Source organism: Kosakonia beeri (genome assembly GCF_054165705.1).
Genome location: NZ_CM135106.1, coordinates 3,440,945 through 3,455,329, shown reverse-complemented (window position 1 = coordinate 3,455,329; position 14,385 = coordinate 3,440,945). Strand labels below are relative to the sequence as shown.

Below are 14,385 nucleotides of genomic sequence, written 5' to 3'. Positions count from 1 at the left end.
GGTCGTAATACATCATATATTAAGCGCCCATATATTGATGTGGTGGATTGTTTAGTAACGCTAAAAACTCACGGATAAGAATTGTCCTTATTTTATCCTTATCGGGTTCTGCGCTGAACTGGCTCACCTGAGTCATTTCCATGCCGGCATAACCACAGGGGTTGATACGCAGAAATGGCGTGAGATCCATCGCAATATTTAACGCCAGCCCATGGAATGAGCAGCCTTTACGTATCCGCAATCCCAGCGAGCAGATCTTTTTTCCGTCGACGTAAACGCCCGGTGCATCTGCGCGGGCCTGCGCAGCAATATCCAGCGTAGCCAGGGTGTTAATCACGGTGTTTTCCAGCAATGTCACCAGCTCGCGCACGCCAACTTTGCGGCGCTTAAGGTTGATCAGCACGTACATGACCTGCTGGCCGGGGCCGTGGTAAGTGACCTGCCCCCCCCGATCGCTCTGGATCACAGGAATATCGCCAGGTGCGAGCAGATGTTCGGCTTTGCCTGCCTGACCCTGGGTAAAGACCGGGGGGTGTTCGACCAGCCAGATTTCATCGGGCGTGGTGTCGTCGCGGGTATCGGTGAATTCATGCATCGCCCGGGACACGGGATCGTAAGGCTGCAAGCCCAGGTTGCGGATGAGGATTGTATCCTGAGACAAAACGGCATCTCCAGGGGAGAAAAGAGTGGGGGAAGTATATCATAGGGAAGACGTTACCCGAATGTTTCCGGATAACGTCTCTAAGAGTTACAGCACCATACGAACAATTTCGATATTGCCAAGCTCTTCGTACAGCGTTTCAACCTGCTCAATGTGGGTGGCAGTAATGGTGATAGATACCGAGTGGTAATTGCCTTTGCTGCTTGGTTTTACCTGCGGAGAGTAATCACCTGGCGCATGGCGCTGTACCACTTCAACCACCTGATCAACCAGCTCAGGTTTCGCCAGACCCATTACTTTGTAGGTAAAGGGTGTCGGGAATTCAAGCAGTTCTTTGAGATTGGTTTTCATGTCAGCTCCGGCGTAAAAAATAACAACTCCTGCCACAAGGGCAGGAGTTTTTTAGGATACCTAGTATATGGGGGCGAAGATCACACTTTCAAGTGTTCAATTTTTAGCCAAACCAGTGATGGAACATCAATTTAATGTAATCAATGATTTTGCCGAAGAAATTGCCTTCCGGGATCTCCTGCAGCACCACGAGCGGGCGTTGCTCGATGGTTTTGCCATCCAGCTGGAAGTTGATTGACCCCACAACCTGATTTTTCTGCAGCGGTGCGTGCAGCTCACTGGTACTCAACACGTAGCTGGCTTTCAAATCTTTCATACGCCCGCGCGGGATGGTCAGATACACGTCTTTATCCACACCAAGCGAAGCACGATCGCTGTCGCCGAACCACGCAGGCTCGGAGGCAAACTCTTTACCGGCTTTGAGCGGACTCACTGTTTCAAAGAAACGGAAGCCCCAGGTCAGCAGTTTTTTGCTTTCGGTTTCGCGGCCTTTGAAGGTACGCCCACCCATAACTGCCGAGATCAGGCGCATCTGGCCTTCGGTTGCCGATGCGACCAGGTTATAGCCTGCTTTGTCGGTATGGCCCGTTTTGATGCCGTCTACGTTCAGGCTGTTATCCCAGAGCAGGCCGTTACGGTTAGTCTGGCGGATACCGTTGAAGGTAAACTCTTTTTCTTTATAGATAGAGTATTCGTTCGGCACATCACGGATCAGAGCCTGTCCAATCAGCGCCATATCGCGTGCGGAGCTGTACTGACCGTCCGCATCCAGGCCGTGTACGGTCTGGAAATGGCTGTTTTTCAGGCCAAGCGCGTTGACATAGTTGTTCATCAGACCGACAAACGCATCCTGGCTGCCTGCCACGTAATCCGCCATAGCGACACAGGCGTCGTTACCGGATTGCAGATTAATCCCACGGATAAGCTGGGAAACCGGAACTTGCATGCCCGGTTTCAGGAACATCAGCGAAGAACCGCGGAAAACCGGGTTGCCGGTTGCCCATGCGTCGTTACCGATAGTCACCAGATCGCTGTCTTTGAACTTGCCGGCTTTCATCGCCTGACCAATAACATAGCTGGTCATCATTTTTGTCAGGCTTGCAGGATCGCGGCGCGCATCGGCGTTCTGTTCCGCCAGCACTTTGCCGGAGTTGTAATCGATCAGGATATAAGACTCCGCATCGATCTGCGGAACGCCAGGGATCATGGTTTTAATATTCAGGTCATCAGCGTGAGCGGCAGAAAGTGTGGCTGCGGTCAGCGCTGTGGTGAGCGCCAGGCGCTGCACAAAACGAACGGAGAGAGTGGTCTTCATGGTCGAACAACGACATCCGTGATGGAGTTAAAAAAAGTGCCTTACTATAGCAAAAGCTATATCGGCAGGCATCTGACTTTCCGCATGACTTTGTTAATGTTGCTTACACAAGTTGACAGAGTCAGACGCCTTACCCGGTTACTGCGCGTTAGTAATAAACGACTGGAGTTGCGCTTCGTTTTGCAAACGCCCCTGCAATGCGCTGGCATCGGCTTTATTACTGAACGGCCCTAACTGCACGCGCCAGACTGCGCCGTTTTGTACGACACGGCCTGGAACGGAAAATTGCTGCGCAAGGCGCTGCTGATATTGCTGAGCCCGAGCCTGATCGCTGACCGCACCCACCTGCACCATATAACTGCCGCTGGCTGCAGCGACTGCAGTGCTGGCTGTCGCTGTGCTGGTTGCAACATGCCCCTGCACAGAACCTGGCGCGGTGACCGGTGCGTTGCGCGTTGCCGGTGCGCTGGTCTGCATGACTGCTGCGGATTGCTGGGCCGGAGCCACAGTCTGGGTCATCGAGGTAGACGGAGTTGTTGCGCCAGCTTGCGTTGCGCTAGCGGCATCGCTCCCTTCAAGAACACCGGATGCCAGCGGCGTTGGCGCGCCAAGGAAACCGCCACCGCTTACCGGTGCGCCGGTAGTATCGTCGCTTTTCAGGGTATCGTTGCTGATCGCCTGAACATTGCTCTGTGGTTGTGCAGCCGGAGCAGGCGTAGAAGTCGCACTGCCTAAACCACCGCCAAGGTCAGGGCGTGCCGGCAGGACATACGTTTGCTGTGCAACCTTGGTACAGGCCATGCCTGGACCAGAAAGCGAACCGTCCTGTGCCACCAGAATCGGATCGATGCGCACTTTGGTGTTGTTTGAGGTATTCAGGCGATCCGCTGCCGCACGGGAAAGCGAAATAACACGGTCGTTGCCGTACGGCCCGCGGTCGTTGATGCGCACCACAATCATGCGACCGTTGGCCAGGTTAGTGATACGCGCGTAGCTTGGGACAGGCAACGTCGGGTGGGCTGCCGTTAGCTGCATCGGGTCAAATGCTTCGCCAGATGCCGTCAGGTTGCTGCCCGGCTCGGCATCATAAATGGCAGCAAGACCTGCCTGACTGAAGCGGGAGGGATCCTGGACCACTTTATAGCGTTTGCCATCGCGTTCGTAATCCTGATTCGCCGTCGCATTGAGCGGCTCGTAGTGAGGCTCCGCGCCGCTGATTTCAACGACAGGGCCGTTGCACACCGCAGGTTGAGGCGCTACGGTCGTCTGTTGCTGACCATCATCATTTGAACATGCCGCCAGTAATCCTGCTGCTATGCAGACCCCAAGCCATTGCTTACGCATTGCGCACCTCATATCGTTATACGTTTTTGGACAACATTTTCCTGTGGGTATGGATCGACATCACGATACCAAACCCGGCCATGAGTACGATCAGGGCGGACCCCCCGTAACTTATCAGCGGCAACGGTACGCCCACCACCGGCAGGATACCACTCACCATACCAATATTTACGAACACATAGACGAACAAAATCAACATTAAACCACCGGCCATGACCCGGCCAAATGTGGTCTGTGCCCGGGCGGCAATCCATAGCCCACGCATAATCAACAATAAATAGAGTGCCAGCAAAATCAGAATGCCAACCAGACCGAGCTCTTCCGCCAGCACCGCAAAGATAAAGTCGGTATGGCGTTCAGGCAAGAACTCCAGCTGAGACTGGGTGCCGTGCAACCAGCCTTTACCGCTCAGTCCCCCGGAGCCGATCGCAATTTTCGACTGAATAATATGATAGCCCGCGCCCAGCGGATCGGTTTCCGGATCGAGCAACATCATTACCCGCTGACGCTGGTAGTCGTGCATCAGGAAGAACCACAACACCGGAATAAACGCAGCAATCAGCACCACGGCGATACCAATCAACCGCCAGCTCAGGCCAGAGAGGAACAGCACGAACAGCCCGGAGAGCACAACCAGAATGGACGTTCCCAGATCCGGTTGTGCTGCTACCAGTAGCGTGGGCACGAAGATCAACACCAGCGCAATGCCGGTATTTTTCAGCGACGGCGGGCAAACATCACGGTTAATAAAGCGCGCTACCATCAACGGTACTGCGATTTTAGCAATCTCCGAGGGCTGGAATCGCACGATGCCCAGATCCAGCCAGCGTTGCGCGCCTTTCGAAATTGCACCAAAGGCATCTACCGCCACCAGCAGAATAACGCAGAAAATATAGAGGTAGGGCGCCCAGCCTTCATACACACGCGGTGGAACTTGCGCCAGCACCACCATAATGATCAGGCCCATTGTAATCTGACCAATTTTGCGTTCGGTCATGCCAATGTCCTGACCGCTGGCGCTCCAGATAACGATGGCGCTGTAAAACAGGAGCGCCAGAATGATCAGCAGCAACGCCGGATCGATATGGATTTTATCCCAGAACGATTTCTTGTTCGGATTATCCGTCATGATTATTGGTCCTCCGTTGCCGATGTTGAGGGGTTTTCCGTCGGCAAATCGGTGTTGTTATCGCCAAGCATAATATGGTCGAGGATCTGGCGCATAATGGTCCCCACTGCCGGGCCTGCGCCGCCGTTCTCGAGGATCATCGCCACGGCGACCTGCGGATTATCGTAGGGGGCAAATGCGGTCATCAGTTTATGGTCGCGCAGACGCTCTGCAATGCGGTGAGCGTTGTAGGTTTCATTCGCTTTCAGGCCAAAAACCTGAGCCGTACCGGATTTTGCCGCCACTTTATAAGGCGCATTCGCAAAGTATTTATGACCTGTGCCGTTAGCCCGGTTTGCCACGCCGTACATGCCATCTTTGGCGATTTCCCAATAACCAGAATGGATATCGCCCACTGGCGGTTGCGCTGGTTGTTGCCACGGGACCTGTTTGCCGTCTTCAAGCGTGCTCATCAGCAGATGCGGGACTTTGACGATGCCGTCGTTGATCAGGATCATCATCGCTTTGTTCATCTGCAACGGCGTCGCGGTCCAGTAGCCCTGACCAATCCCGACCGGAATGGTATCGCCCTGATACCAGGGTTTTTTAAAGCGTTTCAGTTTCCATTCGCGCGTGGGCATATTGCCGGAGCGCTCTTCCGAAAGGTCAACGCCGGTGTAATGACCATAGCCAAACTTATTCATCCATTCGGACAGGCGGTCAATCCCCATGTCATAGGCGACCTGGTAAAAGAAAGTATCCGCCGACTCTTCCAGTGATTTGGTGACATTCAGGTGGCCGTGGCCCCATTTTTTCCAGTCACGGTAACGCTTATCAGAACCAGGCAACTGCCACCAGCCAGGATCGAACAGGCTGGTATTACGCGTGATCACCCCTGCGCTCAGCGCAGAAACCGCAACATAAGGTTTCACGGTGGACGCCGGAGGGTAAACACCTTGCGTCGCGCGGTTGATCAGCGGGGTGTTGGGATCGTTAAGCAGCGACGAATAATCTTTGCTCGATATCCCATCGACAAACAGGTTGGGATCGTAACTTGGCATGGAAACCAGTGCGAGGATACTACCGCTACGGGGATCGGTAACCACGACGGCGGCGCGGCTGCCCGCCAGCAACGTTTCAATGTACTGCTGTAATTTAAGATCAAGCGTCAGATAGATGTCGTGCCCGGCCTGCGGCGGCACCTCTTTCAACTGACGGATAACCCGCCCGCGGTTGTTTACTTCCACCTCTTCATAGCCCGTCTGGCCATGGAGTACATCTTCGTAGTAGCGTTCAATCCCAAGTTTGCCGATATCATGCGTAGCGGCGTAATTGGCAAGTTTTCCATCTTTATCCAGTCTTTCGACATCTTTATCGTTAATTTTGGAAACATAGCCAATAACATGGGTGAGCGCTGAGCCATACGGATAGTAGCGGCGTTTGTAGCCTTTTACTTCCACGCCAGGAAAGCGGTACTGGTTAACGGCAAAACGCGCGACCTGCACTTCCGTGAGGTTAGTTTTAACCGGAATGGAGGTAAAGCGATGTGAACGTGCGCGTTCTTTCTTAAAGTTGGCGATATCGTCATCGTTCAGATCGACCACATCGCGCAGCGCATCCAGCGTTTGCTGCACATCGTCAACCTTCTCCGGCATCATTTCGACCTGGTAGATGGTGCGATTGAGTGCCAGCGGCGTGCCGTTGCGATCGTAAATAATGCCGCGGCTCGGTGGGATTGGCACCAGTTTGATGCGGTTTTCGTTGGAGCGGGTCTGGTAGTCCGCAAAACGGACGATTTGCAGATTATAAAGGTTAGCGACCAGCACACCGGAAAGCAGCAAAATCCCGGTGAAGGCGACCACCGCCCGGCGCACAAACAGCGCGGACTCAGCCGTATAGTCGCGAAAAGAATTCTGTAATTTCATCCGCTGCTTAATCTGCCCAAGACGTGTTATTACTCACGGTGATAAGGATGGTTGGTGGTAATACTCCATGCGCGATAGAGGCTCTCGGCTACCAGCACACGCACCAGCGGGTGAGGAAGCGTCAGCGCAGAGAGGGACCAACTTTGTTCTGCCGCCGCTTTGCAGGCCGGAGATAATCCTTCCGGCCCGCCGATCAGCAGGCTGACGTCACGCCCGTCCTGCTTCCAGCGTTCCAGCTCAAGGGCCAGTTGCGGTGTATCCCAGGGTTTACCAGGGATATCGAGGGTGACAATCCGATTTTTGCCCGCCGCAGCCAGCATCAGTTCACCCTCTTTATCGAGAATACGTTTGATATCTGCGTTCTTGCCGCGCTTTCCGGCAGGGATCTCCACCAGTTCGAAGGGCATATCTTTTGGAAAACGACGCAGATACTCACTAAAACCTGTCTGTACCCAGTCCGGCATTTTCGTGCCGACGGCGACCAGTTGCAGCTTCACGCATTAACTCCAGAGCTTTTCCAGTTCATACAGGCGGCGACTCTCTTCCTGCATGACATGGACGATGACATCGCCTAAATCGACCACCACCCAGTCGGCGGCGCTTTCGCCTTCCACACCCAGCGGCAACATTCCGGCTGCACGGGATTCCTGAACAACGTGATCCGCGATGGAGATAACATGGCGCGTGGATGTCCCGGTGCAAATAATCATGCAATCGGTGATGCTGGACTTGCCCTGAACGTCAATGGCAACAATGTCCTGACCTTTCAGGTCATCAATTTTGTCGATAACAAAATCCTGGAGTGCTTTACCCTGCAAGTGTTCCCCCTGGGTGAGTAAAAAGTGAGCTATTAGTAAATGGCCTGACATTATACCTGAACTGCGCGGATTGTCGGGACAAATGTCCGATCCCACTCTTTTAAAGCGGGCTATCATCCCATCACGCGCGCGCGATTGCATTGCCAATTTTGTAAAACAATTCTGCGCGCGGAGGATAGCAGCCTGCCATGGCGTGTCAATGACCTCATCACCACCGCGAAGAGGAGAGGGGAAAAAACAGACTATGTTTCGTCAGCCTGCCAGATAGCACGGCTGTTCAGCACCCGTAGCGTAGCGAAATCGTCATGAATATCTATCGCGCTCCAGCAGCCCTGATCAACCCGAAAATGCCATAGCGAAGAGGCTGACATCTTGAGCAATCGGGCAATGAGCACGCTAAGTACGCCCTGATGACTCACCACCAGCACGTTGGGGTGCTCGCGCAGTCCGGCGAGATGGGCGATGAACTGTTCAACGCGGGCAGAAAATGCCTGAAAGCCTTCGCCGTTGGTAGGAACGGCGTTCTGCCAGTCAGTACACCATGCGGCGTAACTTTCCGCGTCTTCGTGCGTCAAATCGCGATGATGGCGCATCTCCCAGTCACCAAAAAACATCTCATTGAGCAGCGGGGTAGTGTGAACAGCCATTTCGCGACCCTCCAGCACATGCTGCGCGGTGATGTGCGCCCGCTCCAGCGTGCTACACAATACATAGTCGAAGGGGACATGTTGCAGTAGTCCGCACAGGGTTTGCGCCTGGCGCACCCCTTTCGCCGTCAGCGGCGTAGGGGAATGACCACTGTAAAGTCCGGCGACATTTGCTTCTGTTTCTCCGTGACGTACCAGCCAGAGTCGCATTGTTCTCTCCCGTCTCGATTTCTGCGCAAAGTTTAACACTGCATCCTGAATCCACCTGTCTTTTTCGTTTAAGATAACGGCTTTTAGCCGGAGCGGGAGATGGCTTTGTTTCATAGTGCGCATGGCGGTAATACACATGAAGCGGCTGCATTACTGGGTATCGCCCCGGAGCAACTGCTCGATTTTAGCGCCAATATCAATCCGGCAGGGATGCCGGATTCGCTCAGGCAGGCGCTGGGCAATAATTTGTCGCTGGCAGAGCGTTACCCGGATGTGGAGTACCCGCGTCTGCATCAGGTGCTGGCGGAGCACCATCAGGTTCCGCTTTCATGGGTGGTTGCCGGCAATGGCGAAACGGAAGCCATCTTCGCGCTGGTGAACGCGCTGGCACCGCGTAACGCCATGCTGGTAACACCGGGCTTTGCCGAGTATCGCCGTGCATTAACGTTGGGCGGGAGCCGCATCACCGAATTTGCATTGCGTGAAGAGGAAGGCTGGCAGATAACGGCGCGTCTGCTGGATGCGCTTACGCCATCGCTGGACTGCCTGTTTTTGTGCACGCCCAATAATCCAACCGGATTACTCCCTGACGATGCCTTGCTGCATGCGATTGTGGCGCGCTGTAAAACGCTCGGCATCGCGCTGATCCTTGATGAGGCCTTTATGGATTTTATCCCTCATCGTACAGGTTTTATCCCCCATCTGGCTGGCAACCCTCATCTGTGGGTGTTGCGCTCGCTCACTAAGTTTTACGCCATCCCTGGCCTGCGGTTGGGGTATGTGCTCGGCAGTGATGCAGAGACGGTGACGCGAATGCGTGCGGCACAGATGCCGTGGTCAATCAACGCCTTTGCGGCGCTGGCAGGGGAAGTGATTTTGCACGACAACGTCTATCAACAGGCCAGCTGGCAGTGGCTGGCGGCCGAGCGGCCACGTCTGTTAACGGCATTGCAGGCGCTGCCTGCATTAACGGTATGGCCGGGGGAGGCGAACTACCTTTTCCTGCGTTGTGATGCGCCCTCGGTCGCGCTCCAGCGTGCTTTACTGGAACACTATATTCTGATCCGAAGTTGTGAAAATTATCCGGGGCTGGATGGGCGTTATTTTCGCGTCGCGGTGCGTAGCGGGGAAGAAAACGATAGGCTGATAGCGGCACTGCATGCCGTACTTAGCGATACAACCCCTGCGCGTTGATGTAGTCGAGTACGGCGGCAGGCAATAAATCGTCGCAGCGCTCACCACGCTCCAGCCGCTCACGTATCAGCGTCGCCGAGATGTTAAACCACGGGGTTTCCGCCAGATAAATTTTGCCTGCCGGCAGCGCGTGCAGGGCATCGGCATCGGTAGTGAGGTGTTTTTCCAGCCACTGCTGATGGTCTTCTTGCGCCATGGTCATCGGGTAACCGGGACGGCGGCAGACAATCAAATGGCAATTATCCAGAATGGTTTCGTAGTGGTGCCAGCCGGGGAAAGAGAGCAGGGAGTCCTGGCCGATAATAAACGCCAGTGAACGCTGTGGACCTTGCTCTTCCCGCCACTCTTGTAGCGTTTGCGCGGTATAAGAGGGGGTGTCCCGGCGGAGTTCCCGTTCATCAAGGGTGAACAGAGGTTTGTCGGCAATTGCCAGTTCCACCATGGTTTTACGCTGCTGGCTGCTGGCTTCCGGTTGCGAACGGTGCGGCGGCACGTTGTTGGGCATAATAATGACCTTCGACAGCCCAATCTGATTTGCCAGTGCTTCTACCGGCTTCAGGTGCCCGTAATGAACCGGATCAAATGTTCCGCCAAACAATGCCTGCAACTGATTCATATCACCCATCAATAAAAACGTCTGCCAGTGCCTTATGACAGAGTAGCAGAGAAAGCCCCTCCAGCTCGGTCCATACCGACTGACCAAAGTCCTGCTTCACTACCAGTTCAATGCGGCTCAGCAGATGCACGGCCTGCCGTAACTGATCCAGGCTCAGTCGCGTGAGGGCGTCGCCGGTAATACCGCGACGGTTTTGCCAGACCCGATGTTTATCAAACAGCGCGCGTAGCGGCGTATGCGCCGATTGCCGCTTCAGCGTGACCAGTAGTAGCAGTTCGCGCTGCACCGTTCGCAGCAGGATCACCGGCTCGCAGGCCTCAAGTCGTAACTGGTTGAGAATATGCAGCGCGCGTTTGCTCTTGCCAGCCAGAAGGGCATCGACCCAATGGAATGGCGTAAAATGCGCGGCATCGTTGACCGCCTGCTCTACACGCGGCAGGGTCAGCTTGCCGTCCGGCCACAGCAGGGCCAGGCGATCCAGCGCCTGCGCCAGCGCCAGCAGATTGCCTTCATAGCAATAGCAAAGCAGTTGGTTAGCGGCGTCGTCCAGTTCAAGTTTGTTCTGCTTCGCGCGGGAGGCAACCCAGCGCGGCAGGTTTGCCTGCTCTGGCGTCTGGCAACTGACCTGGACGACATGCTGGTTTAGCTGGCTTATCCAGGCTGCGTTTTCCTGCGCTTTTGTTAGCTTATTACCGCGAACAATCAGCAACAGATCGCTATGCAGCAAGCTGACCAGCTTTGCAAGCTGTTCGTTCATTGCCGCATTGGGGCCATTGTCCGGCAGTTGCAACAGCAGCGTCTGGCGGCTGGCAAACAGACTGAGCGCCTGGCAGATGGAAAATATCGCATCCCAGTCGGTGCTGGCATCCAGCGTAAAAGTGTGGTGTTCAATAAACTCCTGCGAGATAGCGGCCTGACGCACGGCATCCTGGCTCTCTTGCAGAAGTAGAGGATCATTGCCCAACAGCAGATAAGCCGCGCGCAGCCCTTCATTGAGCTGCGCGCGGAGTTGTTCCGGATACAACCTGAGCATTAGCTACCCGGTTTTGCCGAAACAGAGGGGGCAGGAGCTTTACCGGCAGCGTGCGTTTGCTCAGCATCGGCGGTATGGATGCTCGGCAGCTTACGGATCAGCTGTTCTGCGGCCTTGTCATACATTTCCTGAATGATCATCTCCTGCTCGGCATCTTTTGCCAGTGCCGTTTGCGGGTTATCAAAGAACGAACGGAACACTTTGGTGCTGATCGGGTAGATGTCATGCCCCGGGATCAGTACGCTCGCATTCACCGTCAGTACCATTTGATACTCCGCAGTACGGCCATCCTGGAAGATCGACGCCGTGTCGCGGGAGAACGTCACCGCGCCAAGGCGCAATGACGGTACATCCTGACGCAGCGAACCTTTTTCAACCAGCTCAACGCCATTCAGGCGCAGCTGGCTGCGGACGGCGCGGCTCAGCGGGCCGTTGGGATCCCCGGAGTCGAAGATCATCGTTTTCATCTCAGCCGGCACTTGCGTGGTACTACGCAGATGCCAGCCACATCCGGCGGTGACCAGCACCACCAGGGATAACAACAATGTAGCCAGATGTCGCACGCTTCCTCCCGCGCTTAGCCAACAACCAGATTGAGCAGTTTACCCGGTACGTAAATCACTTTACGCACGGTAACGCCATCAAGATATTTCGCCACCAGGTGTTCCTGGCCCGCGCGTTCACGTACTTGCTCTTCAGTCGCGTCAACAGCGACGGTAATTTTACCGCGCACTTTACCGTTAACCTGCACCACGACCAGCGTGGTGTTTTCCACCATCGCTTTTTCGTCAGCAACTGGCCACGGCGCGTTGTCGATATCGCCTTCACCACCCAGCGCTTGCCACAGCGTGAAGCTGGCGTGCGGGGTGAACGGGTTGAGCATACGCACCACTGCCAGCAGCGCTTCCTGCAGCAACGCACGATCTTGCTCGCTTTCCTGCGACGCTTTCGCCAGTTTGTTCATCAGCTCCATGATCGCCGCAATAGCGGTGTTGAAGGTCTGACGGCGACCAATATCATCGGACACTTTAGCAATCGTTTTGTGTACGTCACGACGCAGGGCTTGCTGATCTTCATTCAGTGCGGCCACATCCAGCGCAGCGACTGCGCCTAATGATGTATGTTCGTAGACCAGTTTCCAGACGCGCTTCAGGAAGCGGTTTGCCCCCTCAACGCCGGATTCCTGCCACTCCAGCGTCATGTCGGCCGGAGAAGCAAACATCATAAACAGACGAACGGTGTCCGCGCCGTAACGTTCAACCATTTCCTGCGGGTCGATACCGTTATTTTTGGACTTGGACATTTTGCTCATGCCGGTGTAGACCAGCTCGTGGCCAGCCGGATCGGTCGCTTTGACAATGCGGCCTTTCTCGTCGCGTTCGACGATAGCGTCTTTCGGAGAAACCCAGTTACGTTCACCGTTTTCACCGACGTAGTAGAAGGCATCTGCCAGCACCATCCCCTGACACAGCAGCTGTTTAGCCGGCTCGTCGGAAGTTACCATGCCCGCATCGCGCATCAGTTTGTGGAAGAAGCGGAAGTAAAGCAGGTGCATGATGGCATGTTCGATGCCGCCAATGTAGATATCGACCGGCAGCCAGTAGTTGGCGGCTTTCGGATCCAGCATACCCTCGCTGTACTGCGGACAGGTGTAGCGCGCATAGTACCAGGACGACTCCATAAAGGTGTCAAACGTATCCGTTTCACGCAGTGCAGGTTGACCGTTAACCGTGGTTTTGGCCCACTCAGGATCCGCTTTAATAGGACTGGTGATGCCGTCCATGACCACATCTTCCGGCAGGATCACTGGCAGTTGATCTTCGGGGGTTGGGATAACGGTGCCGTCTTCCAGCGTGACCATCGGGATCGGGGCACCCCAGTAACGCTGACGAGAAACGCCCCAGTCGCGCAGACGGAAGTTCACTTTACGCTCGCCCACGCCTTTGGCCGCCAGCTTGTCGGCAATGGCGTTGAAAGCAGCGGTAAAATCGAGACCGTCAAATTCACCCGAGTTAAACAGCACGCCTTTTTCGGTCATCGCCTGCGCCGACAGATCCGGCTCGCTGCCGTCAGCATTGAGGATAACCGGCTTGATGGTCAGGTTATATTTGCTGGCAAATTCGTAATCGCGCTGATCATGACCCGGCACCGCCATTACCGCACCGGTGCCGTACTCCATCAACACGAAGTTAGCCGCCCATACCGGAATGGCTTCGCCAGTCAGCGGGTGAATGGCTTTCAGGCCGGTGTCGACGCCTTTTTTCTCCATCGTTGCCATGTCGGCTTCGGCCACTTTGGTGTTGCGGCACTCGTCGATGAAGGCAACCAGTTGCGGGTTGTTCGCCGCTGCCTGCTGTGCTAGCGGGTGACCCGCGGCAACGGCCAGGTAAGTGGCGCCCATAAAGGTGTCCGGACGGGTGGTGTAAACCGTCAGTTTCTGATCGCTGTTCTGTACGTCGAAAGTGATTTCCACACCTTCAGAGCGGCCGATCCAGTTACGCTGCATGGTTTTCACGGTATCTGGCCAGTGGTCCAGATTGTCCAGATCGTTCAGCAGTTCGTCGGCATAGGCGGTGATTTTGATAAACCACTGCGGGATCTCTTTACGCTCAACTTTGGTGTCGCAGCGCCAGCAACAGCCATCAATAACCTGCTCGTTGGCCAGCACGGTTTGATCGTTCGGGCACCAGTTCACTGCCGAGGTTTTCTTGTACACGAGGCCTTTTTTATACAGCTCGGTAAAGAACTTCTGCTCCCAGCGGTAGTATTCCGGGGTGCAGGTCGCCAGCTCGCGGCTCCAGTCATAGCCGAAGCCCAGCATTTTGAGCTGGTTTTTCATATAGGCGATGTTGTCGTAAGTCCACGGCGCCGGGGCGGTGTTGTTTTTCACCGCCGCACCTTCAGCCGGCAGACCGAATGCATCCCAGCCAATCGGCTGCAGAACATTTTTACCCAGCATGCGCTGGTAACGAGAGATCACATCACCAATGGTGTAGTTACGAACGTGGCCCATGTGTAGTCGGCCAGAAGGATAGGGGAGCATCGACAAGCAATAGTACTTCTCTTTGCTCTCGTCTTCAGTGACTTCGAATGTGCGCTTCTCTTCCCAGTGAAGCTGTACTTTGGATTCTATCTCTTCCGGGCGGTATTGCTCTTGCATGGC

At 55.0% G+C, this 14,385-nt stretch carries 14 protein-coding genes; 1 reads left to right on the top strand and 13 read right to left on the bottom strand.

The window, feature by feature from the left end:
• Nucleotides 1–19: 19 nt before the first annotated feature.
• The 9 genes from lipB to ACUY4S_RS16390 form a co-directional block, all read right to left on the bottom strand.
• Nucleotides 20–661, bottom strand: coding sequence for a lipoyl(octanoyl) transferase LipB (lipB, locus tag ACUY4S_RS16430; protein WP_312691398.1), 642 nt, complete (start codon nt 659–661; stop codon nt 20–22).
• A gap of 87 nt (nt 662–748) precedes the next feature.
• The gene (ybeD, locus tag ACUY4S_RS16425; RefSeq protein ID WP_312691397.1) at nt 749–1,012 is read right to left on the bottom strand and encodes a DUF493 family protein YbeD; all 264 of its coding nucleotides are present in this window, start codon (nt 1,010–1,012) and stop codon (nt 749–751) included.
• Nucleotides 1,013–1,115: 103 nt separating this feature from the next.
• A complete protein-coding gene (gene dacA, locus ACUY4S_RS16420; RefSeq protein ID WP_312691396.1) occupies nt 1,116–2,327 on the bottom strand; it encodes a D-alanyl-D-alanine carboxypeptidase DacA in 1,212 nt (403 codons plus the stop codon).
• Between the two features lie 138 nt (nt 2,328–2,465).
• Nucleotides 2,466–3,671, bottom strand: coding sequence for an endolytic peptidoglycan transglycosylase RlpA (gene rlpA / locus ACUY4S_RS16415; RefSeq protein WP_312691395.1), 1,206 nt, complete (start codon nt 3,669–3,671; stop codon nt 2,466–2,468).
• Nucleotides 3,672–3,687: 16 nt separating this feature from the next.
• Nucleotides 3,688–4,800, bottom strand: a complete 1,113-nt coding sequence (gene mrdB, locus ACUY4S_RS16410; protein WP_312691394.1) for a peptidoglycan glycosyltransferase MrdB — start codon at nt 4,798–4,800, stop codon at nt 3,688–3,690.
• A gap of 2 nt (nt 4,801–4,802) precedes the next feature.
• Nucleotides 4,803–6,704: a peptidoglycan DD-transpeptidase MrdA gene (mrdA, locus tag ACUY4S_RS16405; RefSeq protein ID WP_312691393.1), complete on the bottom strand. Its 1,902-nt coding sequence runs from the start codon at nt 6,702–6,704 to the stop codon at nt 4,803–4,805.
• 29 nt (nt 6,705–6,733) lie between these two features.
• Entirely contained in the window at nt 6,734–7,201 is a 468-nt protein-coding gene (gene rlmH / locus ACUY4S_RS16400; protein WP_312691392.1) for a 23S rRNA (pseudouridine(1915)-N(3))-methyltransferase RlmH, read from the bottom strand.
• A gap of 3 nt (nt 7,202–7,204) precedes the next feature.
• Nucleotides 7,205–7,522 carry a ribosome silencing factor gene (gene rsfS, locus ACUY4S_RS16395; protein ID WP_312691471.1) on the bottom strand — a complete coding sequence of 106 codons (318 nt, stop codon included), beginning with the start codon at nt 7,520–7,522 and terminating at the stop codon, nt 7,205–7,207.
• A 242-nt stretch (nt 7,523–7,764) separates the two neighbouring features.
• The gene (locus tag ACUY4S_RS16390) at nt 7,765–8,379 is read right to left on the bottom strand and encodes an adenosylcobalamin/alpha-ribazole phosphatase (RefSeq protein WP_312691391.1); all 615 of its coding nucleotides are present in this window, start codon (nt 8,377–8,379) and stop codon (nt 7,765–7,767) included.
• Nucleotides 8,380–8,478: 99 nt separating this feature from the next.
• On the opposite strand from ACUY4S_RS16390, the gene cobD reads away from it, so the two are divergent.
• Nucleotides 8,479–9,573, top strand: coding sequence for a threonine-phosphate decarboxylase CobD (cobD, locus tag ACUY4S_RS16385; RefSeq protein WP_458023340.1), 1,095 nt, complete (start codon nt 8,479–8,481; stop codon nt 9,571–9,573).
• On the opposite strand, the gene nadD is transcribed toward cobD, so the two are convergent.
• From nadD to leuS, 4 genes are read right to left on the bottom strand one after another with little or no spacing between them, the layout of a single operon-like run.
• Complete coding sequence (gene nadD / locus ACUY4S_RS16380) at nt 9,548–10,198, bottom strand: nicotinate-nucleotide adenylyltransferase (RefSeq protein WP_458023339.1); 651 nt, start codon at nt 10,196–10,198, stop codon at nt 9,548–9,550. The two genes, cobD and nadD, sit on opposite strands and share 26 nt — an antisense overlap.
• Nucleotides 10,191–11,222 carry a DNA polymerase III subunit delta gene (gene holA, locus ACUY4S_RS16375; protein WP_458023338.1) on the bottom strand — a complete coding sequence of 344 codons (1,032 nt, stop codon included), beginning with the start codon at nt 11,220–11,222 and terminating at the stop codon, nt 10,191–10,193. The genes nadD and holA overlap by 8 nt, the downstream gene beginning before the upstream one ends.
• Nucleotides 11,222–11,785, bottom strand: a complete 564-nt coding sequence (gene lptE, locus ACUY4S_RS16370; RefSeq protein WP_312691387.1) for an LPS assembly lipoprotein LptE — start codon at nt 11,783–11,785, stop codon at nt 11,222–11,224. Before lptE ends, holA begins: the two co-directional genes overlap by 1 nt.
• Before the next feature lie 14 nt (nt 11,786–11,799).
• Nucleotides 11,800–14,382 (bottom strand): leucine--tRNA ligase, encoded by a 2,583-nt coding sequence (leuS, locus tag ACUY4S_RS16365; protein ID WP_312691386.1) that lies wholly within the window; start codon nt 14,380–14,382, stop codon nt 11,800–11,802.
• Between the last annotated feature and the right edge of the window lie 3 nt (nt 14,383–14,385).